This window comes from Pseudomonas sp. ABa2, assembly GCF_056676075.1.
The window spans coordinates 357495-383636 of sequence record NZ_CM155239.1; the positions used below are offsets into that span (position 1 = coordinate 357495).

The window sequence follows — 26142 nt, forward strand, 5'->3', positions numbered from 1 at the left end:
TGGCCTTTTTCCGTTGGCAATTTGTGGAGCTGGTGATGGCCGAACGTACGGCATTCGTCGAGCGCAACACCCTGGAGACCCAGGTCAAGGTCTCGATCAACCTGGATGGCAGCGGCAAGGCGCGCTTCGACATCGGCGTGCCCTTTCTCGAGCACATGCTCGACCAGATCGCCCGCCATGGTCTGATCGACCTCGATATCGAGTGCAAGGGCGATCTGCATATCGACGACCACCACACCGTCGAGGACGTCGGTATCACCCTCGGCCAGGCCTTCGCCAAGGCCGTCGGCGACAAGAAGGGCATGACCCGCTACGGCCATTCCTACGTGCCGCTGGACGAAGCGCTGTCGCGTGTGGTGATCGACTTCTCCGGTCGTCCCGGCCTGCAGATGCACGTGCCCTTCACCCGCGCCGTGGTCGGCAACTTCGACGTCGACCTGTTCCAGGAATTCTTCCAGGGCTTCGTCAACCACGCCCTGGTCAGCCTGCACATCGACAACCTGCGCGGGCACAACACCCACCACCAGATCGAGACCGTGTTCAAGGCCTTCGGCCGCGCGCTGCGCATGGCCGTCGAGCTGGATCCGCGCATGGCCGGGCAGATGCCGTCGACCAAGGGCTGCCTGTAAATGCAGACGGTAGCCGTAATCGACTATGGCATGGGCAACCTGCACTCGGTGGCCAAGGCGCTGGAGCACGTCGGCGCCGGCCGGGTGCTGGTGACCTCGGACGCCAAGGTGATCCGCGAGGCCGACCGCGTGGTGTTCCCCGGGGTCGGCGCCATCCGCGACTGCATGGCCGAGATCAGGCGCCTGGGCTTCGACGAGCTGGTGCGCGAGGTCAGCGCCGACCGGCCCTTCCTCGGCATCTGTGTCGGCATGCAGGCGCTGCTCGAGCGCAGCGAGGAGAACGACGGCGTCGACTGCATCGGCCTGTTCCCCGGCCAGGTGCGCTTCTTCGGCAAGGACCTGAGCGAGGACGGCGAGCGCCTCAAGGTGCCGCACATGGGCTGGAACGAGGTGGCGCAGACGGTCAAGCACCCGCTGTGGCACGACATTCCGGATCACGCGCGCTTCTACTTCGTGCACAGCTATTACATCGAGGCCGGCAAGCCGCAGCAGGTGGTAGGTCGCGGTCACTACGGCAAGGACTTCGCCGCCGCGCTGGCCGAGGGTTCGCGCTTCGCCGTGCAGTTCCACCCGGAGAAGAGCCATACCCACGGCCAGCAGCTGCTGCAGAACTTCGCCGCCTGGGATGGCCGCTGGTAATGGCGCGCGCCAAGGTGCCGAGCCTGGCGCTCGAGCCTGCCCAGGAGCAGGCCGCGCTGCTGCTGTTGCAGCGCTTTCTCGACCAGCGTTTCGAGCTGCAGCTGGGCACCTTCGAGGTGCAGGAAGTGCTCGACCTGATCACGCGCGAGCTGGCACCGCACTACTACAACAAGGCGATTCTCGACGTGCAAGCGCACCTGAAGGACAGGTTCGACAGCATCGAGAGCGACCTCTGGGCGCTCGAAAAGAGCTGAGCGCCTTACCGTATTCAAACTTGAGCAGGTTCAACCGATGCTGATTATCCCCGCTATCGATCTGAAGGACGGCGCCTGCGTGCGTCTGCGTCAGGGCCGCATGGAAGACTCCACAGTATTTTCCGATGACCCGGTGAGCATGGCCGCCAAGTGGGTCGAGGGCGGTTGCCGTCGTCTGCACCTGGTCGATCTTAACGGCGCCTTCGAGGGCCAGCCGGTCAACGGTGAAGTGGTCACCGCCATCGCCAAGCGTTACCCGAACCTGCCGATCCAGATCGGCGGCGGCATCCGCACCCTGGAGACCATCGAGCACTACGTGCGCGCCGGGGTCAGCTACGTGATCATCGGCACCAAGGCGGTGAAAGAGCCGGAGTTCGTCGCCGAGGCGTGCAGGGCCTTCCCCGGCAAGGTCATAGTCGGCCTGGACGCCAAGGACGGGTTCGTCGCCACCGACGGCTGGGCCGAGGTCTCCAGCGTGCAGGCCACCGACCTGGCCAAGCGCTTCGAGGCCGACGGCGTTTCCGCCATCGTTTATACCGACATCGCCAAGGACGGCATGATGCAGGGCTGCAACGTCGAAGCCACCGCCGCGCTGGCCGCCGCCAGCAAGATTCCGGTGATCGCGTCGGGCGGCATCCACAACCTCGGCGATATCGAGAAGCTGCTGCTGGCGCGCTCGCCCGGCATCATCGGCGCCATCACCGGTCGCGCCATCTACGAAGGCACCTTGGACGTGGCCGAGGCCCAGGCCTTCTGCGACAGCTTCAAGGGTTGAACCGTAGGGCGGGTGAAACCCGCCGCAATTGACGCAATCTTTATCGGTGGGTTGCACCCACCCTACGGGAGCTCCGTATGGCACTGGCTAAACGCATCATTCCTTGCCTCGACGTGGACAACGGCCGCGTGGTCAAGGGCGTCAAGTTCGAGAATATCCGCGACGCGGGGGACCCCGTCGAAATCGCCCGCCGCTACGACGAGCAGGGCGCCGACGAGATCACCTTCCTCGACATCACCGCCAGCGTCGACGGTCGCGACACCACCCTGCACACGGTCGAGCGCATGGCCAGCCAGGTGTTTATCCCGCTCACCGTCGGTGGCGGCGTGCGCACCGTGCAGGACATTCGCAACCTGCTCAATGCCGGCGCCGACAAGGTGTCGATCAACACCGCCGCGGTGTTCAACCCCGAGTTCGTCGGCGAAGCGGCGGCGCGTTTCGGCTCGCAGTGCATAGTCGTCGCCATCGACGCCAAGCGCGTCTCCGCGCCGGGCGAGCCGGGCCGCTGGGAAATCTTCACCCACGGCGGGCGCAAGCCCACCGGCCTGGATGCGGTGGAGTGGGCGCGCAAGATGGAAGGCCTGGGCGCCGGCGAGATCCTGCTCACCAGCATGGACCAGGACGGCGTCAAGAGCGGTTACGACCTCGGCGTGACCCGCGCCATCAGCGAGGCGGTGCGCGTGCCGGTGATCGCCTCCGGCGGCGTCGGCAACCTGCAGCATCTGGCCGACGGCATCCTCGAAGGCAAGGCCGACGCCGTGCTGGCGGCGAGCATCTTCCACTTCGGCGAATACACAGTGCCGGAAGCCAAGGCCTATCTGGCCAGCCGCGGCATCGTCGTGCGCTGACCCTCTGCTGGCCGGCGTTCTGCCGGCCAAAGCTGCGGGCGAGTCGACGGCACAATGCCATCGATGGCGCTAGCATGGCGCCCCTGCGCCCAGGCCCTCCGGCCGCTGCCCGGTGCGGCTGCGCGCCCTGCATCCCGAACTTTCCCGACACGGAGTCCCTATGTCCGCTTTCCGGCTATTTGCCGTTGTTTTCCTGTTCTGCGGCGCCAGTCTGGCGCGCGCCGAGGCACTGGTGCTGCTCACCGAGAACCTGGCGCCCTTCAACATGTCGGTCAACGGCAGCAACTTCGCCAAGGGCGAGGGGGTCAGCGGCATCAGTGCCGATATCCTGCGCGCGGTGTGCCAGCGCGCCGAGGTCGAGTGCCAGCAGATCCTGCGCTTCCCCTGGCAGCGGGTCTACCAGCAGACCCTCGAGGACGGCGGCTACGGCCTGTTCTCCACCGCGCGCACCCAGGAGCGCGAGGCGCTGTTCAAGTGGGTCGGCCCCATCGCCACCAATCACTGGGTGCTGCTGGCCAGGGGCGACAGCCCGATCCAACTGGCCAACCTGCAGGACGCCGCGCGTTACCGCATCGGCGGCTACAAGGGCGACGCCAAGACCCAGTTCCTCCTCGACCGCGGCCTGAGCGTGCAGACCACGCTGCGCGACAACGAGAACGCCCGGAAACTGGACAAGGGGCAGATCGACCTGTGGGTCACCTCCGACCAGGCGGGGCGCTACATGGCCCGCCAGGAGGGCATCGACAACCTCAGGGTGGTGCAGCGCCTGCATACCGCCGAGCTCTACCTGGCACTGAACAGGCAGACCCCCGACGAGCTGGTGCAGAAGTTGCAGACGGCTCTGGACGCCCTGCGCGCCGAGGGTGTGCTGCAGGCCATCGAGGCCCGGTATTGAGGCAATTTGCCAGGATTGTCACGCCGGCACTGTGCTGCGGCATAAGTGCTGGTTATTCTGGCGGGGTCTGCCTTTTCAGAAGAACGAGAAGATCTATGTTCAAACGCCTGCTCCTCGCGCTTGGCGGCACCCTTGTGGTGCTGACTGCTGCCGCGCGCGCCGAAGTGGACCCGGACTACAGCGTGGTGCTGCTGACCGAGAATTTCCCGCCCTACAACATGGCCATCAACGGCAAGAACTTCGCCCAGGAAGACAATATCGACGGCATCGCCGTGGATATCGTCAGGGAGATGTTCAAGCGTGCCGGGGTCAAGTACAGCCTGACCCTGCGCTTCCCCTGGGATCGCATCTACAAGCTGGCGCTGGAGAAACCCGGCTACGGCGTGTTCGTCACTGCTCGTCTGCCCGAGCGCGAGCAGCTGTTCAAGTGGGTCGGCCCGATCGGCCCGGACGACTGGGTGATGCTGGCCAAGGGCGACAGCCCGATAAGCCTGAACAACCTGGATGAAGCCAAGCAATACAAGGTCGGCGCCTACAAGGGCGACGCCATCGCCGAGCACCTGGTGGAGAAGGGCCTGCAGCCGCTGACCGCGCTGCGCGATCAGGAGAACGCCAAGAAGCTGATGGCCGGGCAGATCGACCTGTGGGCCACCGGCGATCCGGCCGGGCGCTACCTGGCCAAGCAGGAAGGCATCTCCGGGCTGAAAACGGTGCTGCGCTTCGACAGCGCCGAGCTGTACCTGGCGCTGAACAAGGAAATGCCCGACGAGCTAGTCGCCAAGCTGCAGGCCGCGCTGGAGCAGATGCGCGCCGAGGGCTTCGTCGACGATATCCTCAATAGCTACCTGTAAGACCCTGCGACCGGCCAAAAGCCGGTCGCTTGCCATGGACGGCAGAACCTTCGAGTGCCAATCACCGGACTCGGGTCCACGCAAGGATGTCGCTAGCCATAACCACAAATCATGCGAGCGGTACGTCTTATGCTGAACACTCTGAAGAAAAGCCTGTTTGTCGCCCTGCTGCTTGGCAGCGGTTTCGCCCATGCGCAGCTGCCGCCGGACTACAAGGTGGTGCTGCTGACCGAGAACTTCCCGCCCTTCAACATGGCGGTGGACGACAAGAACTTCGCCCGCGACGACGGCATCGACGGCATCAGCGCCGATATCGTGCGCGAGATGTTCAAGCGTGCCGGCATCGACTACACCCTGACCCTGCGCTTCCCCTGGGATCGCCTCTACCGCCTGACCCTGGACAAGCCCAACTACGGCCTGTTCTCCACCACCTTCACGCCCGAGCGCCAGCCGCTGTTCAAGTGGGTCGGGCCGATCGCCAAGACCGGCTGGGTGCTGCTCGCCGCGCCCGGCAACAACCTCAGCGTGGCCAGCCTCAAGGACGCCGCGCAGTACCGCATCGGCGCCTACAAGAACGACGCGGTCAGCCAGCATCTGGAGAGCCAGGGCCTGCAGCCGGTCAACGCCCTGCGCGATCAGGAGAACGTGAAGAAGCTGGTGCGCGGGCAGATCGACCTGTGGGCCACCACCGACCCGGTGGGCCGCTACCTGGCCAAGCAGGAGGACGTCAGCGGCCTGACCACCGTGCTGCGCTTCAACGATGCCGAGCTCTATCTGGCGCTGAACAAGGACACCCCGGACGAGGTGGTCGAGCGCCTGCAGAAGGCCCTGGACGAGCTGCGCGCCGAGGGTTATATCGACGATATCACCGCCAATTACCTGTAACCGGGCCCGCAGCCTAGGGGCGCCGCGCGCACCAGCCGTTTTTTCGGTGCGCACGGCGCCCCCTGGGACCAAGCCAAGAAAAAGCCCGGGCATGCCTGCATGTCCGGGCTTTTTCGTATCGCCGCTTCGCCTCAGCCGCCGCGGGTCACGCTCAGGCCCTTGAGCAGGTTGAGCGCCTGGCTCAGCTGGTAGTCGTCGTCCTGCGGGCGCTGCGGTTGGGCCGCTTTGGCCTTGCTCGGGCGGTCGGCGCCGCCGTTGCCGTTGCCCAGGTGGCCCTGCAGGTCGGCTTCCTTGATGCCCTCGTTGTCCTGTTCGCGGGTCAGCTTGGCGCGCGCCACCTCGATGTCGGGAACGATGCCCTGGGCCTGGATCGAGCGACCGTTGGGGGTGAAGTACAGCGCCGTGGTCAGTTTCAGCGCGCGGTCGTTGTTCAGCGGCAGCACGGTCTGCACCGAGCCCTTGCCGAAGCTGTCGGTGCCCATCAGCACCGCGCGCTTGTGGTCCTGCAGGGCGCCGGCGACGATCTCCGAGGCCGAGGCACTGCCGCCGTTGATCAGCACCACCAGCGGCACCCCTTCGCTGGCGTCGGCCGGGTCGGCGTTGAAACGCAGTTCGGAGTTGGCCAGGCGGCCCTCGGTGTAGACGATCAGGCCTTTCTTGAGGAAATGGTCGGTGACCTCCACCGCCGCCTGCAACACGCCGCCGGGGTTGTTGCGCAGGTCCATGACCAGGCCGCGCAGCTTCTTGTCGCCGTTGTCCTTGCGCAGTCTGGTCAGCGCCTTGCCGACTTCCTCGCCGGTGTTGACCTGGAACTGCGAGATACGCAGGTAGCCGTAGCCGTCCTCGAGCATCTGGCTCTTGACGCTGCGCACCTTGATCACCGCGCGGGTCAGGGTCAGGTCGAAGGGGCGGCCGCCGTCGCGCACCAGGGTCAGCTCGATCTTGCTGCCGGCCTTGCCGCGCATCTTGTCCACCGCTTCCATCATCGACAGGCCCTTGGTCGGCTGGCCGTCGATCTTGACGATCAGATCGCCCGGCTGGATGCCGGCTTGGGACGCCGGAGTGTCGTCGATGGGCGAGACCACCTTGACGAAGCCGTCTTCCATGCCGACCTCGATGCCCAGGCCGCCGAACTCGCCGCTGGTGCTCTCCTGCAGTTCGAGGAAGGCCTCCGGCTCGAGGTAGGCCGAGTGCGGGTCGAGGTTGCTGAGCATGCCCTTGATGGCGTTCTCCAGCAGGGTCTTGTCGCTGACCGGTTCCACGTAGGCGGCCTTGATCCGGTCCATCACCTCGGCGAAGGTGCGCAGGTCGTCCAGCGGCAGCGGCGCCTTGCTGCTCGCCGCCGCGGGGGCGGGCTCGGCCGCCTGCAGGGCGGGCGCGCCGAGCAGCAGGCCGAGGGCCAGCGCCAGGCAGGTGGGACGGAAGCGATGCGACATGTCGAACTCCTAATTAGCGAAAAACGGCGCCTATCCCTGCGCGCGGCACCATTGCGCCGGGTCGCTGGGGCGACCCTGCTGGCGAATGGCGAAATACAGTGCCGGCGTATCCTGGCCGCCGCTGGTACCCACGGTGGCGATGGCTTCGCCGGCCTTGACCAGGTCGCCGGCGTTCTTCAGCAGGTTCTGGTTGTGACCGTAGAGGCTCAGGTAGCCGTTGCCATGGTCGAGAATGACCAGTAGACCGGCGCCGCGCAACCAGTCGGCGAATACCACGCGGCCGCCGTGTACGGCGCGCACCTGGCTGCCGGCCGGCGCGCCGATCAGCACGCCGTCCCATTTAGTACGAGCGTCGCCGCCGCGCGGGGTTCCGTAGCGTGCCACCAAACGGCCATCGACCGGCCAGGGCAACTTGCCGCGGGCACTGGCGAAAGGCCCGCCATAGGTGGCGCCGGAGCTGACCTGCGGGCCGCTCGGCGGCGGGTTGCCCGGCCGTGCCTGCTCTGCCTGCTGCGCCAGCAGAGCGCGTTTGCGCGCCTCCTCGGCCTCGCGCGCCTGACGCGCCAGGGTCTCTTCGATGGTCTTCAGCACGCGGCCCAGCTCGGCCTGCTCCTGCTGGCGCGCCTTGAGCCGCTGGTCGCGGCTGGCGAATTCGCTGTTGAGCTTGGCCAGCGCCTGCTGGCGCTCCTTGCGCGCCTCGGCGAGCTTGGCGTGGCGCTCGTCGAGGCCGGCCTTCTGCGCCTGCAGCTGGGCCTGGTGGTTGGCGATTTCCTGCTCGACGTTGGCCAGCTGGCGCAGGGTCTCGTTGAACGCCGCGAGCTGTTCCAGGCGCGCCTGGCTGAGATAGTCGTAGTAGGTCAGGGTGCGCGAGAACTTTTCCGGGTTCTGCTGGTTGAGCAGCAGCTTGACGTACTCCTGGCGGCCGCTCTGGTAGGCGGCGCGGGCCTGGATGGCGATCAGCCGCTGCTGTTCAGTGCGTGCGCTCTGGAGTTTTTTTTTCTCCTGATCCAGGCGCTGGATCTCCTGTTCGCTGCCCTTGAGTTCGCGCTGCAGCTCCTTGACCTGGCCTTCCAGCGCGCCCATCTCGGTTTCGGTCTTCTTCAGCTGTTGCTGCACGCCGGATTTCTCCTGCTGCAGTTTCTCCAGCAGCTTCTTCAGTTCGGCCACGTCCTGACGTGCGGCTTCCAGCTGGCGCTGGGTGTCGGCGCGCTGGTCGGCAAGGACGGGGGCGATCAGGCTGCTGAGCAGGATCAGGGCGAGGATGCGGAGCATGGGCGGGGCGACACCTGGCGGTGGAATGGGCCCTAGTATGCCCGCGCCGCCCGGCAAAAAAAACGCCCCGGGCCTCAAGGCGCGGGGCGTTTGGCGGATTATCGACGTTCAGTCGAGCAGGACGATGGGGGTACCGGTCATTTCCGCCGGTTTTTCCAGGCCCATCAGGCTCAGCAGGGTCGGCGCCACGTCGGCCAGCACGCCGCCGGCGCGGATGCGCGCCGGGCGCTTGCCGACGTAGATGAACGGCACCGGCTCGCAGGTGTGCGCGGTGTGCGCCTGGCCGGTGCACTCGTCCTCCATCTGCTCGACGTTGCCGTGGTCGGCGGTGATCAGCGCTTCGCCGCCGACCTTGTCCAATGCATCGACGATGCGGCCGACGCAGGCGTCCAGGCATTCCACGGCCTTGACCGCGGCCTCGAACACGCCGGTGTGGCCGACCATGTCGCCGTTGGCGTAGTTGACGATGATCACGTCATAGCGTTGGTTGTCGATGGCATCGACGATCTTGTCGGTGACTTCCGGCGCGCTCATTTCCGGCTTGAGGTCGTAGGTGGCGACGTTCGGCGAGGGGATGAGGATGCGCTCTTCGCCCTCGAACGGCTCCTCGCGGCCGCCGGAGAAGAAGAAGGTGACGTGGGCGTACTTCTCGGTCTCGGCGATGCGCAGCTGGGTCTTGCCGTGTTTCGCCAGGTATTCGCCGAGCACGTTGGTCAGCGCCTCGGGGGCGAAGGCGGCCGGCGCCGGGATGCTCGCGGCGTACTGGGTGAGCATGACGAAGCCGACCTGCGGCACGCGCTGGCGCTCGAATTCCTTGAAGCCGGGCTCGACGAAGGTGCGGGTCAATTCTCTCGCCCTGTCCGCGCGGAAGTTCATAAACACCACGGCATCGCCGTCTTCCACCCGGACCGGCGCGCCGATGCCGGTGGCCTTGACGAACTCGTCGCTCTCGCCGCGCGCGTAGGCGGCGTTCAGCCCCTCCACGGCGCTGGCGGCACTGAACTGGGCATTGCCCTCGACGATCAGCTGGTAGGCCTGCTCGACGCGGTCCCAGCGGTTGTCGCGGTCCATGGCGAAGTAGCGGCCGATCAGGCTGGCGATGCGGCCCTTGCCGAGGCGGGCGAAGGCGGCGTCGAGCAGCTCGATGGAGCCCTGCGCGCTCTTCGGCGGGGTGTCGCGGCCGTCGAGAAAGGCGTGCAGGTAGATCTTCTCGGCGCCGCGGCGCACGGCCAGTTCGGCCATGGCCACCAGGTGGTCCTGGTGGCTGTGCACGCCGCCGTCGGAGAGCAGGCCGAGGATATGCACGGCCTTGCCGGCGCCCACGGCCTTGTCCACCGCCTGGTTGATCGCGGCGTTGTCGAAGAACTCGCCGTCGCGGATGGCCTTGGTCACCCGGGTGAAGTCCTGGTACACCACGCGGCCGGCGCCGAGGTTCATATGGCCGACCTCGGAGTTGCCCATCTGTCCGTCCGGCAGGCCGACGTCCATGCCGCTGCCCGAGATCAGGCCGTGCGGATAGCTGGCGCGCAGGCGGTCGTAGACCGGCGTGTTGGCGGCGTGGATGGCGTTGTGCTCGGGGTTGTCGCTGTGACCGAAGCCGTCGAGGATGATCAGAACCAAGGGTTTGGGCGTGGCGCTCATGCAGCAGACTCGCTCTGGGTCGATGGGCGGGAAACAAGGCCGGGCATTTTACGGTCAAGCGCCTGGCGCGTCACTGCCGGACGGGGTTTGGCCGACCTGTGGGGCTGTGTATACTGGCCGGCATTTTACCGTCCTGGGTCATATAGATGCTCGCCAACCTGATTGAATTCGTCATTAACCACTATGTACTGAGCGGATTGTTCGTCGTCCTGCTGGTGGCGCTGATCGTCACCGAAATGCGCAAGGGCGGACAGAACCTGTCCAGCCGCGAACTCACCGCGCTGGTCAACAGCGAGCAGGGCGTGGTGCTCGACGTGCGTGCGCAGAAGGACTTCTCCGCCGGGCATATCGTCGATTCCCTGCACATCCCCTACGACAAGGTTGCCGCGCGTATCGCCGAACTGGAGAAGCACAAGGCCAAGACCATAGTGGTGGTCGACGCCATGGGCCAGCACGCCGGCAGCATCGCCCGCGAGCTGAAGAAGGCCGGCTACACCGCGGCCAAGCTGTCCGGCGGCATCTCCAGCTGGCGTGGCGACAACCTGCCGCTGGTGAAGTGACATGAGCGAGGTGCTCATCTATTCCAGCGACTGGTGCCCCTACTGCATCCGCGCCAAGCAGCTGCTGACGCGCAAGGGCGTGGACTTCGACGAAGTGCGCGTCGACGGCCAGCCCGCGCTGCGCGCCGAGATGACCCGCAAGGCCGGCCGCACCTCGGTACCGCAGATCTGGATCGGCAGCACCCATGTCGGTGGCTGCGACGACCTCTACGCCCTGGAGCGCGCCGGCAAGCTCGATGCGCTGCTGCAGAGCCCCGCATAAACCTCAAGACCAGAAGGCAAAGGCCATGACCGAACCAGCAAACAACGGCGCCGCCGCCGGCGAACAGCAGAATCCGCAATTCTCCCTGCAGCGCATCTACGTCAAGGACCTGTCCTTCGAGGCGCCGAAGAGCCCGGAAATTTTCCGTCAGGAGTGGACGCCGAGCGTCGGCCTGGACCTCAACACCCGGCAGAAGACCCTGGACGGCGACTTCCACGAAGTGGTGCTGACCCTCTCGGTCACGGTGAAGAACGGCGAAGAAGTGGCCTTCATCGCCGAAGTGCAGCAGGCCGGCATCTTCCTGATCAAGGGCCTGGACGCCGCCTCGATGAGCCACACCCTCGGCGCCTTCTGCCCGAACATCCTCTTCCCCTACGCCCGCGAGGCGCTGGACAGCCTGGTCATCCGCGGCTCCTTCCCGGCGCTGATGCTCGCTCCGGTGAACTTCGACGCGCTGTACGCCCAGGAGCTGCAGCGTCAGCAGCAGGCGGCGCAGGGCGAAGCCACCGCGCACTAAGCGACGCCCGGTTCGCAACAGCGCCGCGACTCCCGTTAGGGGCGCGGCGTTTTTGTTTGTGCGGGCGACGGCTTGCACTAAACCTGGATTGCATCCGGGCTACATCCCAGCCTCGGCGAAGCCGTTCTGCCGCCAGGCCTCGTAGACGGTCACCGCCACGGTATTGGACAGATTCAGGCTGCGGCAGCCGGCGCGCATCGGCAGGCGCAGGCGTTGCTCGGGCGGCAGGGCGTTGCGCACCTCCTCCGGCAGGCCGCGGCTCTCCGGGCCGAACAGGAAGGCGTCGCCGGGCTGGTAGGCGACCTCGTGAAAGGCGTGCGAGCCCTTGGTGGTGAAGGCGAACAGGCGCGGCTGGCCGAGGCTTGCCAGGCAGCTGGCGAGGTCGGGATGGCGCTTGAGGGTGGCGTATTCGTGGTAGTCCAGGCCGGCGCGACGCAGGCGCTTGTCGTCCAGCTCGAAACCCAAGGGTTCGATCAGGTGCAGTTGGCAGCCGCTGTTGGCACACAGCCTGATAATGTTGCCGGTATTGGGCGGGATTTCCGGTTGAAAGAGGATGACGTGGAACATGCAGGGCTCCGAGCGCAGGGACGACGGCCATTCTACGCCGGTCGAGGACCCCAGGCCGCGAATTCGCTGGCGCTTCATGGCGTCGCTGGCGCTGCTGGCCTTCCTCCTCGGCAGCATGCTCGGCCGCCTGTTCGAGCCGGCGCCGCTGCGCATTGAGGACGCCGAGCCCTGGGCCGCGGGCCTGCAGGTCTGGTTCAACCGTGAACCGGAGGCGCTCGCCGAGCACGTCCAGGGCGCGCTGAGCTATCGCTTCGTCGATGCCTACGGCCGCGAACGCCAGGGTCGCCTCGACCTGGATGGCACTCCGGTCAACTGGCGGATTCAGCGGGAAGGACGGGATCTGCGCCTGATGCTGGTGGCGGCCCGCCCGTTGGGCGGGGAGTGGCGCGGTGCGGAGGTGGATAGGCGCTGGCGGGTGCGTCTGACCCTGCGCCGCGAATAAAAGAGGGGATTCCCCGGCCTGCCTGTACCAAGGTCCCCGAAACTGGGCTTGCCTTAGCTTATGCAGGCTGTGTGCCAATTTTATTACCAAGGCCGAAAGCCGCGGCTTTGCTGGGTCGGCCAGGCTTTTGCGACGTTCGGCCCGGTGCCCGGCCTGCCTCAGTAGGGTGCGCCCTGCGCCCCGAATGGTGCACGCGGCGTCGCATCGCGCGCGTATGCCGGCGGGCAGGGCGGACAAGCGTCACGCTGTCCGCCCTGCCTCCGCTAGCCGCTATCGGTCGCCCTCAGCGCGGCAGCAGGCGCAGCGTGCCGCGGCTGTGCGCCGCCACGTCGGTCTCGCTCAGGTGCTGCGGCTGGTACTGGTCGGCCACGTGGGCGGCGGCCTGGTCGTCGTAGTGGGCGTCGAAGGGCACGCCGCTCTGCCCCACCGGAATGCCGCCCAGGGCGCGCTCGGCATCGGCCAGATCGACCAGGCGCCGGGTCGAAGGCCCGTAGACCACCGGCCAGGGTGCCGGACCGACCTTGTGCGACAGGTTGTTCGGCATCTCGTGACCGCCCGGCGCGGCGAACGGGCCGACGTTGAGCAGCCTGGCCAGCAGCGGCTGCTGGCCCAGCGGGTGGCCGTGGGTCAGGGTATGGGCGCGGCCCCAGGCCCAGTCGCCGGGGGCATCGCCGAACTGGCCGCGCAGATGCTCGAGGCTGGCGCGCCAGGCGTCGGCGACTATCTGCGCGCGGCTCTCGCGCGTTTCGCTGCCCTGGCGGTTCCACCAGGGCGAGTCGGCATCGGCGGTCAGGCGCGGCAGGGCACTGTCCAGCACGCGGGTATACAGCAGGCTGTCGAAGAAGGTCTCGCCCAGCTCGTCGGCCATGGCCTCGCGGGCCAGCTGGTAGGTCAACTGATTGAACAGGGTGGCGGCCAGCGAGTCGAGCCGGTGATCGCCGTCCCAGGCCGCCAGTTGTTCCACCAGCGCGCGTTCGCGCTCGTCGGCCGCGGCGGCGCGCAGCTCGTCAAGGATAGGTGCCAGCAGGCGCGGGCCGTAGCCGCTGCCGCTATCGAGTTGCAGCGCCTGGCTGTTGGCGCTATCCCATTTCACCGCGGCGTCGCTCAAATGCAGGTCCAGGCGCTGGCCGCGGTCGGCCAGGTTGTAGTAGCCGGGCACCTCGATGCCGCTGGCCGCCAGCGGCTGGTAGTTGGCCGAGAGGATATAGCCGCGCGCCGGGTTCTCTTCCTGCGGGTTGGCGGCGAAGGGCTGCCAGCCGGGCTTGTCCGCCTCGCCGCCGGCGCCGTCGAGAATAAAGCTCGGGTTGACCCCGGCCGGACGCAGCGGCAGCTTGGCCGCCGCCCACCAGCCGATGTCACCGGCGGCATTGGCCCAGACCACGTTGAGCCCGGGCGCCTCGATCAGCTCGGCGGCGGCGCGGGCCTTGTCCAGGCTGTCGGCGCGATTGAGCTGGTAGAAGGCGTCGAGAATCGGGTTGGTGGTCTCGAGAAAGGCCCACCACAGGGCGATCGGCGTGCTGCCGGCGGCCTGGCCGAGGGCGTCGTTGACGATCGGCCCGTGCGGCGAGCGGCGCAGGCTCAGTTCGACCGGCGCGGCGCCCTTGACCGCGATGCTTTCCGTGCGGCGCTCGAGCTCCACCCAGCGCCCCTGGTACCAGACCTGTTCGGGGTTGTCCGGGTTGACCCGCTCGGCGATCAGGTCGACGTCGTCGTTCTGGAACATGGTCAGGCTCCAGGCGAAGTCGCGGTTGTGGCCCAGCGAGGCGACCGGGTTGAGCGCCTGGTGGTAGCCGTACAGCTCGAAGCCGGGCGCCTGCAGGTGCGCCTCGTACCACACCGCCGGCACGGCGAAGCGGATATGCGGGTCGCCGGCCAGCAACGGCTTGCCGCTGGCGGTGCGGCTGCCGGCCACGGCCCAGGCGTTGCTGCCCTCGAACTGCGGCAGGCCGCTGCCCTCCAGCGCCGCGTGGCTGAGCCGGGCGATGGCGGCCAGGTCCTGCCAGTCGCCGGCGGCCAGCGACGTGCCGACCACGCCTTGCGGGCGCCAGTCGAGGTCGAAGACCTTGAGGTAGTCGGCGCCAAGGCGCTCGCGCACATGGCTCAGCACCGGCTCGGTGCGGAAGGCGGCGGCGAAGCTGTAGGCCATGTAGCCGGCGACGCTCAGGGTGTCGGCGACCGTGAAGGGGCGCGGCGAAATGCCCAGCAGGTCGAATTCCAGCGGCCGCGGGCGGCTGGCCTGGTACTGGTTGATGCCGTCGAGGTAGGCCAGCAGGGCGCGCCCGGCCGGGCTGTCGCGGTCGAGGCGGCTGGCGTATTCGTCGGCATGGGCGCGAATGCCCAGGGTGCGGAACAGGCGGTCGGTGTCCAGCAGCTGCGCGCCGAGCACCTCGGCCAGTTCGCCGCGGGCCAGGCGGCGCAGCATTTCCATCTGGAACAGGCGGTCCTGGGCGTGCACGTAGCCCAGCGCGCGGTACATATCGGCCTCGTGCTCGGCGCGGATATGCGGCACGCCGCGCTCATCAAAGCGCACCGTGACCGGCGCCTGCAGCGCACTCAGGCGCAGTTCGCCGTCGCGCAGCGGCTGCTTGCCGTGCAGGTACCAGGTCAGGCCGCCGGCCGCGGCGGCGACCAGCAGGGCGAGGGCAGTCAGGGTGCGTTTCATCGCGGGCGATCCTTGTTGTTATGGTCGGCCCGCATTCTGCGCAGGCGCGGCCGTCGCGGCATTGACCAAATGCCGCGGCGCTGAAAGTCTATGGTCAATCACCGCGTGGAGACGCCATGAGCGAAGCCCCCCAGGTCGCCCTGACCCATTCCTCGACCCTGCGCCGCCTGCTCTACGAGGCGCTGGCCGAGCTGGGCCTGGACCCTACCGACACCTACCGCCGCGCTTACGCCGGCATGCCGCTGACGGTGCCGCTGCTGGAGGCGCGCGAGGACCACGACAGCGCGCCGCGCTTCTGGCAGGCGCTGGCCGGCATCAGCGGCGACGCCGATATCGGCCTGCACCTGGGCGAAGTGATGCGCCCGCGGCCGATGGACGTGGTCGGCTACCTGCTGCTGGCGGCGCGCGACCTGCGTCAGGGGCTGCAGGCCTTCGTGCGCTTCCAGCACATCCTCTCCGGCGGCTTCGCCGCGCGCCTGGAGGAGGGCGACGAGGCGCGCCTGGTGATCGACCTCAACTACCGCGGCGTCGGCTCGCTGCGTCAGCAGATGGAGTGCCTGGCGGTGTTGCTGCCGAAGATGCTGGCGGCGGCCGGCGGCGAGTTGCCGCTGCTCGGCGTCGACTTCCGCCATGCCGCGCCCCGGCGTCTGCACGAGCACCGCCGCCTGCTCGGCGTCGAGCCGCGCTTCGCCCAGCCTCACGACGTGCTGATCCTGCCGCGCGCGCTGCTCGCCCGGCCGTCGCGCAGCGCCAGCCCGCGGCTGTTCGAGGTGCTCGGCGCGGAAGCCGAGCGGCAGCTGGCCGAGCTGGTGGAAAACCGCTTGCTGGCCCGCGTGCGCTACTGGCTGGAGCTCAACCTGGGCGGCGCCGCCTGCAGCCTGGCGGCCTGCGCCGGCGCCCTGGACAGCAGCCGCGGCGCCTTGCAGCGGGCGTTGAGCGAGCAGGGCAGCAGCTTCCGCGCGCTGCACGACGAGGTGCGCCGGCTGCGCGCCCTGCGTCTGCTGGAGCAGGGCCTGGGTGTGCACGAGGTGGCGCGGGCCTGCGGGTTCGCCGAACTGTCGCCCTTCTACCGTGCCTTTCGCCGCTGGCAGGGCGGCACGCCGCGCGGCCTGTATCGCGCCACGGAGCAACTGGCGGGTGAAGGGCGCTCGTAGCTCGTAGGGTGGGTTAGCGACGCTGGAGGTGGATCGACAAACGCCGCGGAGGTGGTGCGTCGCGTAACCCACCAGGCGGTAGATCGTGTTGCGCCGATGGTGGGTTACGCCGCGTCAAACAGGGCTAATCGACCGGTAAGCGCGACAGGCGGCTAACCCACCCTACGGTTGCTCGGGCCTCGTCAGTCGCTGGTCGGCCCAGTCGCAGAAGCAGCCTACCGCCAGGGTATTGCTGGCGTCGACTGTGCGTCCTGCGGCCAGGGCTTCGAGAATCGGCTCGATAAAGCTGTTGCTCGAGTTGCAGGTCAGGCCTTCGCTGTAGGGGCCGAAGTAGGCCAGCTGGCCCTGGGCGTCCCAGATCGCCACCGCCGGGCTGGCGGGCAGTGCGGTGCTGCCGGGCAGGGCCGCGATCGGCTTGAGCGCGGCCAGTTCGGCTGGCAGGCGGCCCTGGCTGCCGGGCTTCTGCACGGCATGGAACTCGACGCCGCGCGGCGCGTAGCGCGCGACCAGCTCGGCCAGGTGCTGCTGGTTGCCGACGTTGCACGGGCAGGCCGGGTCCCAGAAGTGCACCAGGCGGATCGCCCCGGGGCCGGCCAGTTCGGCCGGCAGGCGCAGCTCGGCGCCGGAGAACAGCGCGGCGCGCTCGTCGAAGGGGCGCAGGTAGCGCGCCTCGAACCACCAGAAGGCCAGCAGCATGCCGCCCAGCCAGACGAGGGCGAGCAGGGTGGCGAGCAGGGTCTTGGGCGAGGGACGAGGCATGGACGGCGGCGGGCGAAAAGGGCGTGTAGCTTGCCACGCCGCGTGCGGCAGCTGAAGATCGAGGTTTTGAGGAATGCCCCGCGGTTCGCGCCGCGCTCTAGGGAAGGCCCCATGCCAGAGCCGTTTCACCCCGAACAACTGCGCCCCCTGCTGCGACCCTTGGCCGCAGCGCGCCTGGAGCTGCCGGCGGTGCAGGCCTACCGCAGCTTCTACGGTCTCGACCTGGGCGGCCGCCACGCCGGGCTGGATCATCGCCTCGGCAGCTTCGCCGCCGCCGGTTACCAGATCGCCGTGCAGCTGTGGGCGCCGGCCGAGCCGCGCGGCACCCTGCTGCTGCTGCACGGCTACTACGACCATATGGGTCTGTACCGTCATGTGATCGACTGGGCGTTGGCGCTGAATCTGGCCGTGCTGGCCTGCGACCTGCCCGGCCACGGCCTGTCCAGCGGCGCGCGCGCCAGCATCGGCGACTTCGCCGAGTACCAGCTGGTGCTCGCCGGGCTGTTCGAGCAGGCCGCCGAACTGCAGCTGCCGCAGCCCTGGCATCTATGTGGACAGAGCACCGGAGGGGCGATCCTGCTGGACTACCTGCTGACCGACGGCAAACGCTCCGAGCTGGGCCAGAGCATCCTGCTGGCGCCGCTGGTGCGGCCGCGCGCCTGGGCCTGGTCGAAGCTCAGCTACCGCCTGCTGCGCCCCTTCGTGCGCGAGATTCCGCGGCGCTTCAGCGAGAACTCCAGCGACGCCGCGTTCATCGACTTCGTCCATAACCTCGACCCGCTGCAGCCGCGCAACCTGCCCACCGCCTGGGTCGGCGCCCTGGCGCAGTGGGTGCCGCGCATCGAGGCGGCGCCGCGCAGCGCGCACAGCCCCCTGATCGTGCAGGGCGAGGCGGACATGACGGTGGACTGGCGGCACAACCTCGAGGTGCTGCAGGACAAGTTCGGCCGGCCGAGCATCCTGCGCCTGCCCGAAGCGCGTCATCACCTGGCCAACGAAAGCGAGGCGCTGCGCCAGCGCTATTTCGATTTCCTGCGCGAGTATTTGGCGTAGGTTGGCGCTGAGCGCAGCGAAGCCCAACGGGGAGTGCGCAGCGCTCCGCCCGGCGTCCGCCCGCCCAGCGATATACCGGCGGGCACCATCGCTGGGTTAAGGCGCAACGAATGGCTTCGGTGCATGGACGGCAGCAGCAGGCGCCTAACCCAGCCGGGCTGCCGTCTGCCTCGCCGCTTTAGATTCCCTGCGGCGCCGGCTCCAGCTCGGCCGTGCTCATGCCCACCGCCAGCCCGGCGCGCAGCGCTTGCAGGGCGGCCTGGTAGTAGGCCTGGCCGTCCGCCGACTGGGCGAATTCGACGAACTGCTCCAGCTCCGGGTCGCTCAGCTCGCGGTAGACATGCAGCAGGGTGTTGTCGAGGTCCTGTTCGATCTGCGCCATCAGGCGCTGGCGCTGGCCGTTGAGCAGGCTCTGCGCCTGGGCACCGCCGAGCAGGCCGGGGAGCATCTGGCTGAGGCTGTCGGCGGCGACGCCGGCCAGCGCCAGGCTGACCTCGGCGCCGGCCTCCTTGGCCGGCAGGGCCTGGGCCAGGTGCCGGATCAGCAGGCGCCGGGTGGCATCGGCCTCGCTGCGCGGCAGGCCGTCGGCGTAGCGCGCCAGCTGGTCGCTGCGGGTGGCCAGCTGCTCGGCGGCGACTATCTTGCGCCCCAGTTCGGACTGGAAGAAGGCCAGCGCCGGCTGCGGGTCGGCCAGCTGCATGCGCAGGCTGTGCTGCGCGCGGCGGTCGATGGCGGCGGCGGCGAAGCGGCGGTTGCTGTTGTCCACCAGCGCCTGATACACCGCCGGCGGCAGGGTGCTGCGGTAGCGCTGCTGAGCGGCGTCGAGGGCCTGGTTGAAGTGCTCGCGTTGTTGTGGCCAGCCGGCCGCCTGGTACAGGCGCAGGTGGTCGTCGGCCAGGCTCGGCAGGGCCAGGCCGAACAGCAACAGGGCAAACAGAAGGCGCATCGAGAACTCCTTGGCAAACGGGCCTGGCCGTCCGCTGGGGGCAGCGGGCGGCTATTTTCGGCGGCCGGCCGGGGCTTGTCGAGCGGACTGACTGGCGCTGATACAATCGCCGCCATGACCGAATCCAGCCAGCACCACCTCTTCGCCAGCCTTATCGACGACCTCGCCAGCCAGGGCTGGTCGCAACGGGCGCTTTTCGCCCCCGAGCTTCTGACCCGCGAACTGGCCGCCGAGTGCCGCAGACGTGCACAAAGCGGCGAACTCAGTGCCGCCGGCGTCGGCCGCGGCAGCGCCCAGCAGGTGCAGGAGGGGATTCGTGGGGATCGCATCCAATGGCTGGAGTCTGGCCAGAGCCATGCCTGCGACCAGTATCTGCAGCTGATGGACGGCTTGCGCCGGGCGCTGAATCAGGCGCTGTATCTGGGCCTCGAGGACTACGAGAGCCACTTCGCGTTCTATGCGCCGGGCGCCTACTACCAGAAGCACCTGGACCGCTTTCGCGACGACGACCGGCGCAGCGTGTCGGCGGTGTTCTACCTCAACGAGGATTGGCAGGCCGAGCAGGGCGGCGCGTTGCGCCTGTACCTGGCCGACGGCCGCGAGCATGACGTGCTGCCGCAGGCCGGCACCCTGGCGCTGTTCCTCTCCGCCGAGATGCCCCACGAGGTGCTGCCGGCCACTCGCGAGCGGCTGTCGCTGACCGGCTGGTTCAGGCGCCGCGGTAGTGACCCGATCTGAGCGTTTGCTCCGCTCAGTGGCCCCAGACCTTGATGGTGCCATTGATGTCGCGGATATCGCGCAGGGCGACGTTGCCGATGCTGGTGTCGCCGATATACAGGTCGCTGGCCACGCGGGCGCGGATCACCAGCTTGCCCAGCGGGCCGAGCTGCTGGTTGATCGCGGTGAGGTTGGGCAGCTTGAGCTGCAGCTGGCTCTGGCCGTTGCCGCCCTTGACCACGTCCACCTCCAGGGTCGGCACCTCGATGCCGAGGATCGGCACGCTGGCGCCCAGCTGGGCCGGGCCCAGGGCATAGCCGTCGCAGTCGCTGGGTTTGAGGCAGCCGTTGTCGATCTTGACGTTGCGCAGCGACAGGCTGCCGCCGTCGTCCTGCCAGCGGATCTCGTCGATGCGCGCCATCAGGTCGAGGCGGATGCTGATGCCGGCCTGGCCGCTGATCTGGCTCAGGCTGGCGTCTTCGAGGGCGAGCAGGGCGGCCTGCGCGGACGGGGCGAGCAGCGCCAGGCCGCACAGCAGTGACAGGGCGAGCGGGCGAAACGGCTGGGACATGAGCGGTAACCTCCCTGGTTGGCCGCGCCAGTCTGCTGGGGCGCTGCCCGCTTGGCCACGGGGCAATGCCGCTTCCCGCCGAAGGATAGGCCGCCAGGCCCCGAAAACGGCGGCGTGCGGGCGCATTTCCGCGTGCCGGAGCGAGGGCTGACGGCGCTGTTACCGGCGGTTACTCTGGTGGCGGTAATGGAGAGAGTCGATGCAGAAGATATTGGTCAGTCGCTGCCTGCTCGGCCATCGGGTGCGTTACGACGGCGGCGCCCATGGCCCCTTCGACCAGCTGCAGCAGTGGCTGGACGAAGGGCGGGTGGTGGCGCTGTGCCCGGAGGTGGCCGGCGGCCTGCCGACGCCGCGGCCGCCGGCGGAAATCCGCGGCGGCCAGGGCGCCCTGGTGCTGGACGGACAACTGCCGGTGCTGACGGTGGAGGGCGCGGACGTCACCGCCGCTTTCGTCAGTGGTGCCGAACAGGCGCTGGCGCTGGTGCGCGAGCACGGCATCCGCCTGGCCCTGCTCAAGGCGCGCAGCCCGTCCTGCGGCAATCTGGAGAACTACGATGGCAGCTTCAGCGGCGTGCGCGTGCCGGGCGAAGGCGTGACCGCCGCCTTGTTGCGCCGCGCCGGGGTCAAGGTGTTCAACGAGGCGCAACTGGATGAGGCCGCCGCCGAGCTGGCACGGCTGGATGCTGGCCAGTAGCCCGGATGGCATCCGGGCGACGAACGAAAAAGGGGAGGCCGAAGCCTCCCCTTTTCGCTTGCTGCCGCGGGCTTAGAACAGGACGCGGCTGCGGATGGTGCCGTTGACGTGCTGGAGTTTTTCCAGGGCCAGGTCGGAGTACTCGGCGTCGACGTCGATCACCACGTAGCCGACCTTGTCGTTGGTCTGCAGGAACTGGCCGGAGATGTTGATGCCGTTGTCGGCGAACACCTTGTTGATCTCGCTCATCACGCCCGGCACGTTGGCGTGGATGTGCAGCAGGCGGTGCTTGCCCGGGTGCGCCGGCAGGGCCACTTCGGGGAAGTTGACCGAGGACACCGAGGTACCGTTGTCGCTGTACTTGACCAGCTTCTCGGCCACTTCCAGGCCGATGTTGGCCTGCGCCTCGGCGGTGGAGCCGCCGATGTGCGGGGTGAGGATCACCCGATCCAGGCCGCGCAGCGGGCTCTCGAACTCCTCGTCGTTGGACTTGGGTTCGACCGGGAACACGTCGATGGCCGCGCCGATCAGGTGCTCGTCCTTGATCGCCTGGGCCAGGTGATCCAGCTCGACCACGGTGCCGCGCGCGGCGTTGATCAGGATGCCGCCCTTCTTCATGGCGCGGATTTCCTTCTCGCCGATCATCCACTGGGTGGACGGCAGCTCCGGCACGTGCAGGGACACGATGTCGCACAGGCCCAGCAGCTCGTACAGGTCGCCGATCTGCGTGGCGTTGCCCAGCGGCAGCTTGGTTACGGTGTCGTAGAAGTACACCTGCATGCCCAGGGCCTCGGCCAGTACCGAGAGCTGGGTGCCGATGGAGCCGTAGCCGATGATGCCCAGCTTCTTGCCGCGGATCTCGAAGGAGTTGGCCGCCGACTTGATCCAGCCGCCGCGATGGCAGGAGGCGTTCTTCTCGGGGATGCCGCGCAGCAGCAGGATGGCCTCGGCCAGCACCAGCTCGGCCACCGAACGGGTGTTGGAGTAGGGCGCGTTGAACACGGCGATGCCGCGCTCGCGGGCGGCGTCCAGGTCGACCTGGTTGGTGCCGATGCAGAAGCAGCCGACAGCGACCAGCTTCTTGGCGCAGTCGAAGACCTCGGCGGTCAGCTGGGTGCGCGAGCGGATACCGATGAAATGGGCTTCGGCGATCTTTTCCTTGAGCTCTTCGCCCGACAGCGCGCCCTTGAGGTACTCGATGTTGGTGTAGCCGGCGGCCTTCAGGGTGTCCACGGCATTCTGGTGGACGCCTTCGAGAAGAAGGAACTTGATCTTGCTCTTGTCGAGAGAGGTCTTGCTCATCGGAGTACCTGTTGTCCCAGGGATGTTTTCAGGGAAGGGCCGAGAAACTCAGCCAGCGCCCGTAGATCGCTGCATGGCTCGATTCACGGGGTGCGTATGCTAGCATGTTCGCCTTTTTCAATGCTCGGTCGCGACCTGAATGGTTCTCAGGGCGACCATGAATCCTTTGAGAGTTCTGTAGATGACCACCTCTGCCCAGATCGAAGAGCTGAAGACCCTGGTTGAACCCGGCAAGGTGCTGACCGACGCCGATTCCCTCGAGGCCTACGGCAAGGACTGGACCAAGCATTTCGCCCCGGCGCCTTCGGCCATCGTCTTCCCCAAGAGCATCGAGCAGGTGCAGGCCATCGTGCGTTGGGCCAATGCGCACAGAATCGCCCTGGTGCCCTCGGGTGGTCGCACCGGGCTGTCGGCGGCGGCGGTGGCGGCCAATGGCGAGGTGGTGGTGGCGTTCGACTACATGAACCAGATTCTCGCCTTCAATGAGTACGACCGCACCGCGGTGTGCCAGCCGGGCGTGGTGACCAAGCAGCTGCAGCTGTTCGCCGAGGACAAGGGCCTGTACTACCCGGTGGACTTCGCCTCCTCGGGTTCCAGCCAGATTGGCGGCAATATCGGCACCAATGCCGGCGGGATCAAGGTGATTCGCTACGGCATGACCCGCAACTGGGTGGCCGGCCTGAAGGTGGTCACCGGCACCGGCGAGCTGCTGGAGCTGAACCGCGACCTGATCAAGAACGCCACCGGCTACGACCTGCGCCAGCTGTTTATCGGCGCCGAAGGGACTTTGGGCTTCGTGGTCGAGGCCACCATGCGTCTGGACCGGGCGCCGAAGAACCTCACCGCGATGGTGCTCGGCACCCCGGATTTCGACTCGATCATGCCGGTGCTGCACGCCTTCCAGGGCAAGCTGGACCTGACCGCCTTCGAGTTCTTCTCCGACAAGGCCCTGGCCAAGATCCTCGCCCGCGGCGACGTGCCGGCGCCCTTCGACAGCGAGTGCCCCTTCTACGCCCTGCTGGAGTTCGAGGCGACCACCGAGGAGGTGGCCAACCAGGCCCTGGAAACCTTCGAGCACTGCGTCGAGCAGGGCTGGGTGGTCGACGGCGTGATGAGCCAGAGCGAGCAGCAGCTGCACAACCTGTGGAAGCTGCGCGAGTACATCTCCGAGACCATCAGCCACTGGACGCCGTACAAGAACGACATCTCGGTCACCGTCAGCCAGGTGCCGGCCTTCCTCAAGGACATCGACGCCATAGTCGAAGCCAACTACCCGGACTTCGAGGTGGTGTGGTTCGGTCATATCGGCGACGGCAACCTGCACCTGAATATCTTGAAGCCCGAGAACCTGTCCAAGGACGAGTTCTTCGCCAAGTGCGCGGTGGTCAACCAGTGGGTGTTCGAGACCGTGCAGAAGTACAACGGCTCGATCAGCGCCGAACACGGCGTGGGCATGACCAAGCGCGATTACCTGCACTACAGCCGTTCGCCGGCGGAAATCGCCTGCATGAAGGCGGTCAAGGCGGTGTTCGACCCCAACGGCATCATGAACCCCGGCAAGATCTTCGCCTGAACGACGCAGACGCCCGCTTTACAGCGGGCGTTTTCGTATCCGCCCTCGCGTCGGTTAAGGTACCTGACCGGCCACAAGCCGAGATGTCCACAATACGAACAACACAGGAGTCGGTGATGAGCTATCAGCACCAGTACGTCGACGGAACCACCGTCCACTTTCCCCTCGGCAAGGTCGTGTGCATCGGGCGCAACTACGCCGAACACGCCAAGGAACTGAACAACCCGGTGCCCAGCGAGCCGCTGCTGTTCATCAAGCCGGGCTCCTGCGTGGTGCCGCTGGACGAAGGCTTCGCCATTCCCGACGACCGCGGCGCGGTGCACTACGAGGCGGAAATCGCCGTGCTGATCGGCAAGCCGCTGTCGAAGAAGCCGGACGCCGAGGAAGTGCGCGACGCCATCAGCGGTTTCGCCCCGGCGCTCGACCTGACCCTGCGCGACCTGCAGAGCAAGCTCAAGGAGAAGGGCTACCCCTGGGAAATCGCCAAGAGTTTCGACGGCGCCTGCGTGCTGGCGCCCTTCGTGCCCGGCGATGCCATCGAGGACCTGGCCGATATCGGCATCCGCCTGTCGATCAACGGCGACATCCGCCAGGACGGCAACAGCCGCGACATGCTCAACCCCATAGTCGCGATGATCCAGCACATGGCCGGGCACTTCGCCCTGCAGCCGGGCGACGTCATCCTCACCGGCACCCCGGTGGGCGTCGGCGCGCTGCACAAGGGCGACGAGCTGGTGCTGGAGTTGGTCGGTCACAGTAGTTTCACCAGCCGCGTGCTATAAGACGCGCTCCGCCGCCCGACGGGCGGCGGAACTCCATTCGACAGCGGATGTCGGATTGCCATCAAGCAGCCGAGCCGTCGCCCATGTCCTCTCGCCGTTCCCCCGTGTTCCGTCCTCGCTACTGGCTCGCCGGCGCTGCCGCAGCAACGCTGGCGCTGGCGGTGCATGCCCTGCACTGGGACGACCGCGCGCTGCTCTGGTGGCAGGAGGGCCGCACGCCCCTGGTGGATCGCCTGGCCAGCGTCTGGCTGCCCGGCTACCGCGCGGTGATCCAGGCCAAGACGTTGGCCGGCCTGGAGGAGGACGAAACCTCCGGGCTGACCTACAACCCCGCCACTGGCACCCTGTTCACCGTCACCGGCAAGCATCCGCTACTGGTCGAACTGTCGCGCGAGGGCGAGGTGCTGCGGCGCATCGAGCTGACCGGCTTCGCCGACCCGGAAGGGGTGGAGATGCTAGACGGCGGGCGCATGGCGATCATCGACGAGCGCCGCCGCCAGCTCACCGCCTTCACCCTCGGCGAGGACGAACTGAGTCTGGATGCCGCCGACTTCCCCGGTTTCGACCTGGGCTTCGTCGATGCCGGCAACAAGGGCTTCGAGGGCATTGCCTGGGATGCGCGCAGCCGCAGCCTGCTGCTGGGCAAGGAGCGCAGCCCGCTGGGCCTGTTCAGCCTGCCGTTCCCCGGCGAGGACGGCGCCGCCGGTGTGCTGCAGCCGCTGAGCTACAAGCACCTGGGCATGCGCGATATCTCCTCGCTGAGCATCGATGCGCGCACCGGCCATACCCTGGTGCTGTCCGACGAATCGCGCATGCTGCTGGAGCTCGACCGCGCCGGCCAGCCGGTCAGCTTCCTCAGCCTCAGCGGCGGCCGCAACGGCCTGGAGCGGGCCATCGAGCAGGCCGAAGGGGTGACCATGGACGAGCAGGGCAACATCTATATCGTCGCCGAGCCTAATCTGTTCTACGTGTTCAGCAAGTCGGCGCCGGACGCCGGCTGAGCCGTTCAGCTTGGCTTAAGCGCCGATTCAGTCTGGCTTCAGCTTGCCGCCCTAATCTGACCCCGTCACTTACGAACAACGAGGTCAACACCATGAAACCTACCGCTCTCGCTCTGCTGGTTCTGCCGCTGCTCAGCTCCGCCGCCTTCGCCACCGGCTACACCGGCCCGGGCGCCACGCCGCAGGTCACCAGCGTTTCCGCCGCGCTGCAGGCGGCCGACGACACCCAGGTGGTGCTCGAAGGTCAGATCGTCAAACGTCTGCAGGACGAACTCTACGAATTCAAGGACGCCAGCGGCACCATCCAGGTGGAGATCGACGACGAAGACTGGCCGAACCAGACCGTCTCGGAAACCGCCAAGGTGCGCCTGACCGGCGAAGTGGACAAGGATTTCAACAGCCGCGAGATCGATGTCGACCGCGTCGAGCTGATCAACTGATCGAAGGTTTTCTGC

The 26142-nt window shown here is 67.6% G+C and carries 29 protein-coding genes; 20 read left to right on the forward strand and 9 right to left on the reverse strand.

The window, feature by feature from the left end:
* Nucleotides 1-35: 35 nt before the first annotated feature.
* From hisB to AC1G9C_RS01760, 8 genes are all read left to right on the forward strand, one after another.
* Entirely contained in the window at nt 36-629 is a 594-nt protein-coding gene (gene hisB, locus AC1G9C_RS01725) for an imidazoleglycerol-phosphate dehydratase HisB (protein WP_021443389.1), read from the forward strand.
* Nucleotides 630-1268, forward strand: coding sequence for an imidazole glycerol phosphate synthase subunit HisH (gene hisH / locus AC1G9C_RS01730; protein ID WP_480409287.1), 639 nt, complete (start codon nt 630-632; stop codon nt 1266-1268).
* Complete coding sequence (locus AC1G9C_RS01735; RefSeq protein ID WP_021443391.1) at nt 1268-1522, forward strand: DUF2164 domain-containing protein; 255 nt, start codon at nt 1268-1270, stop codon at nt 1520-1522. The genes hisH and AC1G9C_RS01735 overlap by 1 nt, the downstream gene beginning before the upstream one ends.
* 37 nt (nt 1523-1559) lie before the next feature.
* On the forward strand, nt 1560-2297 hold the full coding sequence (gene hisA, locus AC1G9C_RS01740) for a 1-(5-phosphoribosyl)-5-[(5-phosphoribosylamino)methylideneamino]imidazole-4-carboxamide isomerase (protein ID WP_480409288.1): 738 nt from the start codon (nt 1560-1562) through the stop codon (nt 2295-2297).
* A 77-nt stretch (nt 2298-2374) separates the two neighbouring features.
* Nucleotides 2375-3145 (forward strand): imidazole glycerol phosphate synthase subunit HisF, encoded by a 771-nt coding sequence (gene hisF / locus AC1G9C_RS01745; protein ID WP_004374000.1) that lies wholly within the window; start codon nt 2375-2377, stop codon nt 3143-3145.
* A 160-nt stretch (nt 3146-3305) separates the two neighbouring features.
* Nucleotides 3306-4040 (forward strand): substrate-binding periplasmic protein, encoded by a 735-nt coding sequence (locus AC1G9C_RS01750; RefSeq protein WP_021443393.1) that lies wholly within the window; start codon nt 3306-3308, stop codon nt 4038-4040.
* A gap of 95 nt (nt 4041-4135) precedes the next feature.
* Nucleotides 4136-4891, forward strand: coding sequence for a substrate-binding periplasmic protein (locus AC1G9C_RS01755; RefSeq protein WP_122109693.1), 756 nt, complete (start codon nt 4136-4138; stop codon nt 4889-4891).
* 129 nt (nt 4892-5020) lie between these two features.
* The gene (locus tag AC1G9C_RS01760) at nt 5021-5776 is read left to right on the forward strand and encodes a substrate-binding periplasmic protein (protein ID WP_021443395.1); all 756 of its coding nucleotides are present in this window, start codon (nt 5021-5023) and stop codon (nt 5774-5776) included.
* 131 nt (nt 5777-5907) lie between these two features.
* On the opposite strand, the gene AC1G9C_RS01765 is transcribed toward AC1G9C_RS01760, so the two are convergent.
* The 3 genes from AC1G9C_RS01765 to gpmI form a co-directional block, all read right to left on the reverse strand.
* Nucleotides 5908-7212, reverse strand: coding sequence for a S41 family peptidase (locus AC1G9C_RS01765; protein WP_122109692.1), 1305 nt, complete (start codon nt 7210-7212; stop codon nt 5908-5910).
* 30 nt (nt 7213-7242) lie between these two features.
* The gene (locus AC1G9C_RS01770; RefSeq protein ID WP_457788229.1) at nt 7243-8484 is read right to left on the reverse strand and encodes a murein hydrolase activator EnvC family protein; all 1242 of its coding nucleotides are present in this window, start codon (nt 8482-8484) and stop codon (nt 7243-7245) included.
* Nucleotides 8485-8592: 108 nt separating this feature from the next.
* The gene (gene gpmI, locus AC1G9C_RS01775; protein ID WP_480409289.1) at nt 8593-10125 is read right to left on the reverse strand and encodes a 2,3-bisphosphoglycerate-independent phosphoglycerate mutase; all 1533 of its coding nucleotides are present in this window, start codon (nt 10123-10125) and stop codon (nt 8593-8595) included.
* A 146-nt stretch (nt 10126-10271) separates the two neighbouring features.
* Here gpmI and AC1G9C_RS01780 point away from each other — a divergent pair, with 146 nt between their 5' ends.
* Genes AC1G9C_RS01780 through secB form a run of 3 tightly spaced genes read left to right on the forward strand, consistent with a single transcriptional unit; the run spans nt 10272 to nt 11464 of the window.
* Entirely contained in the window at nt 10272-10685 is a 414-nt protein-coding gene (locus AC1G9C_RS01780) for a rhodanese-like domain-containing protein (protein WP_480409290.1), read from the forward strand.
* A gap of 1 nt (nt 10686) precedes the next feature.
* The gene (gene grxC, locus AC1G9C_RS01785; protein ID WP_021442799.1) at nt 10687-10947 is read left to right on the forward strand and encodes a glutaredoxin 3; all 261 of its coding nucleotides are present in this window, start codon (nt 10687-10689) and stop codon (nt 10945-10947) included.
* 25 nt (nt 10948-10972) lie between these two features.
* Nucleotides 10973-11464 carry a protein-export chaperone SecB gene (secB, locus tag AC1G9C_RS01790; protein ID WP_122109689.1) on the forward strand — a complete coding sequence of 164 codons (492 nt, stop codon included), beginning with the start codon at nt 10973-10975 and terminating at the stop codon, nt 11462-11464.
* 99 nt (nt 11465-11563) lie between these two features.
* Here the strand turns inward: secB and trmL are convergent, their stop codons facing one another.
* A complete protein-coding gene (gene trmL / locus AC1G9C_RS01795) occupies nt 11564-12031 on the reverse strand; it encodes a tRNA (uridine(34)/cytosine(34)/5-carboxymethylaminomethyluridine(34)-2'-O)-methyltransferase TrmL (protein WP_021442801.1) in 468 nt (155 codons plus the stop codon).
* On the opposite strand from trmL, the gene AC1G9C_RS01800 reads away from it, so the two are divergent.
* Nucleotides 12030-12473: a hypothetical protein gene (locus AC1G9C_RS01800; RefSeq protein WP_480409291.1), complete on the forward strand. Its 444-nt coding sequence runs from the start codon at nt 12030-12032 to the stop codon at nt 12471-12473. The genes trmL and AC1G9C_RS01800 overlap by 2 nt on opposite strands.
* Before the next feature lie 283 nt (nt 12474-12756).
* On the opposite strand, the gene AC1G9C_RS01805 is transcribed toward AC1G9C_RS01800, so the two are convergent.
* Nucleotides 12757-15135, reverse strand: a complete 2379-nt coding sequence (locus AC1G9C_RS01805) for a penicillin acylase family protein (RefSeq protein ID WP_480409292.1) — start codon at nt 15133-15135, stop codon at nt 12757-12759.
* A 116-nt stretch (nt 15136-15251) separates the two neighbouring features.
* Between AC1G9C_RS01805 and AC1G9C_RS01810 the strand changes: the two genes are divergently transcribed.
* The gene (locus tag AC1G9C_RS01810) at nt 15252-16289 is read left to right on the forward strand and encodes an AraC family transcriptional regulator ligand-binding domain-containing protein (protein WP_480409293.1); all 1038 of its coding nucleotides are present in this window, start codon (nt 15252-15254) and stop codon (nt 16287-16289) included.
* 162 nt (nt 16290-16451) lie between these two features.
* Here AC1G9C_RS01810 and AC1G9C_RS01815 read toward each other — a convergent pair whose 3' ends face one another.
* The gene (locus tag AC1G9C_RS01815; RefSeq protein WP_480409294.1) at nt 16452-17048 is read right to left on the reverse strand and encodes a DUF6436 domain-containing protein; all 597 of its coding nucleotides are present in this window, start codon (nt 17046-17048) and stop codon (nt 16452-16454) included.
* A 111-nt stretch (nt 17049-17159) separates the two neighbouring features.
* On the opposite strand from AC1G9C_RS01815, the gene bipL reads away from it, so the two are divergent.
* Nucleotides 17160-18101 carry a phospholipase BipL gene (bipL, locus tag AC1G9C_RS01820; protein ID WP_480409295.1) on the forward strand — a complete coding sequence of 314 codons (942 nt, stop codon included), beginning with the start codon at nt 17160-17162 and terminating at the stop codon, nt 18099-18101.
* A 178-nt stretch (nt 18102-18279) separates the two neighbouring features.
* Here bipL and AC1G9C_RS01825 read toward each other — a convergent pair whose 3' ends face one another.
* Nucleotides 18280-19047, reverse strand: a complete 768-nt coding sequence (locus tag AC1G9C_RS01825) for a hypothetical protein (RefSeq protein ID WP_457788218.1) — start codon at nt 19045-19047, stop codon at nt 18280-18282.
* Nucleotides 19048-19161: 114 nt separating this feature from the next.
* Here AC1G9C_RS01825 and AC1G9C_RS01830 point away from each other — a divergent pair, with 114 nt between their 5' ends.
* Complete coding sequence (locus AC1G9C_RS01830; protein ID WP_021445207.1) at nt 19162-19785, forward strand: 2OG-Fe(II) oxygenase; 624 nt, start codon at nt 19162-19164, stop codon at nt 19783-19785.
* A 13-nt stretch (nt 19786-19798) separates the two neighbouring features.
* Here the strand turns inward: AC1G9C_RS01830 and AC1G9C_RS01835 are convergent, their stop codons facing one another.
* Nucleotides 19799-20335 (reverse strand): DUF6160 family protein, encoded by a 537-nt coding sequence (locus AC1G9C_RS01835; protein ID WP_397497674.1) that lies wholly within the window; start codon nt 20333-20335, stop codon nt 19799-19801.
* 199 nt (nt 20336-20534) lie between these two features.
* Here AC1G9C_RS01835 and AC1G9C_RS01840 point away from each other — a divergent pair, with 199 nt between their 5' ends.
* Nucleotides 20535-21029 carry a 2-thiouracil desulfurase family protein gene (locus AC1G9C_RS01840; RefSeq protein WP_397497675.1) on the forward strand — a complete coding sequence of 165 codons (495 nt, stop codon included), beginning with the start codon at nt 20535-20537 and terminating at the stop codon, nt 21027-21029.
* 72 nt (nt 21030-21101) lie between these two features.
* Here the strand turns inward: AC1G9C_RS01840 and serA are convergent, their stop codons facing one another.
* Complete coding sequence (gene serA, locus AC1G9C_RS01845) at nt 21102-22331, reverse strand: phosphoglycerate dehydrogenase (RefSeq protein WP_122109680.1); 1230 nt, start codon at nt 22329-22331, stop codon at nt 21102-21104.
* 181 nt (nt 22332-22512) lie between these two features.
* On the opposite strand from serA, the gene AC1G9C_RS01850 reads away from it, so the two are divergent.
* From AC1G9C_RS01850 to AC1G9C_RS01865, 4 genes are all read left to right on the forward strand, one after another.
* Complete coding sequence (locus AC1G9C_RS01850) at nt 22513-23904, forward strand: FAD-binding oxidoreductase (protein ID WP_480409296.1); 1392 nt, start codon at nt 22513-22515, stop codon at nt 23902-23904.
* 116 nt (nt 23905-24020) lie between these two features.
* Nucleotides 24021-24686 (forward strand): fumarylacetoacetate hydrolase family protein, encoded by a 666-nt coding sequence (locus AC1G9C_RS01855; protein ID WP_480409297.1) that lies wholly within the window; start codon nt 24021-24023, stop codon nt 24684-24686.
* A gap of 83 nt (nt 24687-24769) precedes the next feature.
* Nucleotides 24770-25687, forward strand: coding sequence for an SdiA-regulated domain-containing protein (locus tag AC1G9C_RS01860; protein ID WP_021442580.1), 918 nt, complete (start codon nt 24770-24772; stop codon nt 25685-25687).
* A 92-nt stretch (nt 25688-25779) separates the two neighbouring features.
* Nucleotides 25780-26127: a NirD/YgiW/YdeI family stress tolerance protein gene (locus AC1G9C_RS01865; RefSeq protein WP_397487002.1), complete on the forward strand. Its 348-nt coding sequence runs from the start codon at nt 25780-25782 to the stop codon at nt 26125-26127.
* Nucleotides 26128-26142: the final 15 nt, after the last annotated feature.

Excerpts from the sequence above, each read along its gene's own strand:
- AC1G9C_RS01830 (WP_021445207.1), top strand. The coding sequence starts at position 19,162 with ATGACCGAATCCAGCCAGCACCACCTCTTCGCCAGCCTTATCGACGAC.
- AC1G9C_RS01860 (WP_021442580.1), top strand. The coding sequence starts at position 24,770 with ATGTCCTCTCGCCGTTCCCCCGTGTTCCGTCCTCGCTACTGGCTCGCC.
- AC1G9C_RS01810 (WP_480409293.1), top strand. The coding sequence starts at position 15,252 with ATGAGCGAAGCCCCCCAGGTCGCCCTGACCCATTCCTCGACCCTGCGC.
- hisB (WP_021443389.1), top strand. The coding sequence starts at position 36 with ATGGCCGAACGTACGGCATTCGTCGAGCGCAACACCCTGGAGACCCAG.
- AC1G9C_RS01765 (WP_122109692.1), bottom strand. The coding sequence starts at position 7,212 with ATGTCGCATCGCTTCCGTCCCACCTGCCTGGCGCTGGCCCTCGGCCTG.
- AC1G9C_RS01835 (WP_397497674.1), bottom strand. The coding sequence starts at position 20,335 with ATGTCCCAGCCGTTTCGCCCGCTCGCCCTGTCACTGCTGTGCGGCCTG.
- secB (WP_122109689.1), top strand. The coding sequence starts at position 10,973 with ATGACCGAACCAGCAAACAACGGCGCCGCCGCCGGCGAACAGCAGAAT.
- bipL (WP_480409295.1), top strand. The coding sequence starts at position 17,160 with ATGCCAGAGCCGTTTCACCCCGAACAACTGCGCCCCCTGCTGCGACCC.
- AC1G9C_RS01815 (WP_480409294.1), bottom strand. The coding sequence starts at position 17,048 with ATGCCTCGTCCCTCGCCCAAGACCCTGCTCGCCACCCTGCTCGCCCTC.
- AC1G9C_RS01780 (WP_480409290.1), top strand. The coding sequence starts at position 10,272 with ATGCTCGCCAACCTGATTGAATTCGTCATTAACCACTATGTACTGAGC.
- gpmI (WP_480409289.1), bottom strand. The coding sequence starts at position 10,125 with ATGAGCGCCACGCCCAAACCCTTGGTTCTGATCATCCTCGACGGCTTC.
- trmL (WP_021442801.1), bottom strand. The coding sequence starts at position 12,031 with ATGTTCCACGTCATCCTCTTTCAACCGGAAATCCCGCCCAATACCGGC.
- AC1G9C_RS01840 (WP_397497675.1), top strand. The coding sequence starts at position 20,535 with ATGCAGAAGATATTGGTCAGTCGCTGCCTGCTCGGCCATCGGGTGCGT.
- hisA (WP_480409288.1), top strand. The coding sequence starts at position 1,560 with ATGCTGATTATCCCCGCTATCGATCTGAAGGACGGCGCCTGCGTGCGT.
- AC1G9C_RS01865 (WP_397487002.1), top strand. The coding sequence starts at position 25,780 with ATGAAACCTACCGCTCTCGCTCTGCTGGTTCTGCCGCTGCTCAGCTCC.
- hisH (WP_480409287.1), top strand. The coding sequence starts at position 630 with ATGCAGACGGTAGCCGTAATCGACTATGGCATGGGCAACCTGCACTCG.
- AC1G9C_RS01825 (WP_457788218.1), bottom strand. The coding sequence starts at position 19,047 with ATGCGCCTTCTGTTTGCCCTGTTGCTGTTCGGCCTGGCCCTGCCGAGC.
- AC1G9C_RS01770 (WP_457788229.1), bottom strand. The coding sequence starts at position 8,484 with ATGCTCCGCATCCTCGCCCTGATCCTGCTCAGCAGCCTGATCGCCCCC.
- AC1G9C_RS01750 (WP_021443393.1), top strand. The coding sequence starts at position 3,306 with ATGTCCGCTTTCCGGCTATTTGCCGTTGTTTTCCTGTTCTGCGGCGCC.
- serA (WP_122109680.1), bottom strand. The coding sequence starts at position 22,331 with ATGAGCAAGACCTCTCTCGACAAGAGCAAGATCAAGTTCCTTCTTCTC.
- AC1G9C_RS01800 (WP_480409291.1), top strand. The coding sequence starts at position 12,030 with ATGCAGGGCTCCGAGCGCAGGGACGACGGCCATTCTACGCCGGTCGAG.
- AC1G9C_RS01855 (WP_480409297.1), top strand. The coding sequence starts at position 24,021 with ATGAGCTATCAGCACCAGTACGTCGACGGAACCACCGTCCACTTTCCC.
- AC1G9C_RS01850 (WP_480409296.1), top strand. The coding sequence starts at position 22,513 with ATGACCACCTCTGCCCAGATCGAAGAGCTGAAGACCCTGGTTGAACCC.
- grxC (WP_021442799.1), top strand. The coding sequence starts at position 10,687 with ATGAGCGAGGTGCTCATCTATTCCAGCGACTGGTGCCCCTACTGCATC.
- hisF (WP_004374000.1), top strand. The coding sequence starts at position 2,375 with ATGGCACTGGCTAAACGCATCATTCCTTGCCTCGACGTGGACAACGGC.
- AC1G9C_RS01760 (WP_021443395.1), top strand. The coding sequence starts at position 5,021 with ATGCTGAACACTCTGAAGAAAAGCCTGTTTGTCGCCCTGCTGCTTGGC.
- AC1G9C_RS01805 (WP_480409292.1), bottom strand. The coding sequence starts at position 15,135 with ATGAAACGCACCCTGACTGCCCTCGCCCTGCTGGTCGCCGCCGCGGCC.
- AC1G9C_RS01755 (WP_122109693.1), top strand. The coding sequence starts at position 4,136 with ATGTTCAAACGCCTGCTCCTCGCGCTTGGCGGCACCCTTGTGGTGCTG.
- AC1G9C_RS01735 (WP_021443391.1), top strand. The coding sequence starts at position 1,268 with ATGGCGCGCGCCAAGGTGCCGAGCCTGGCGCTCGAGCCTGCCCAGGAG.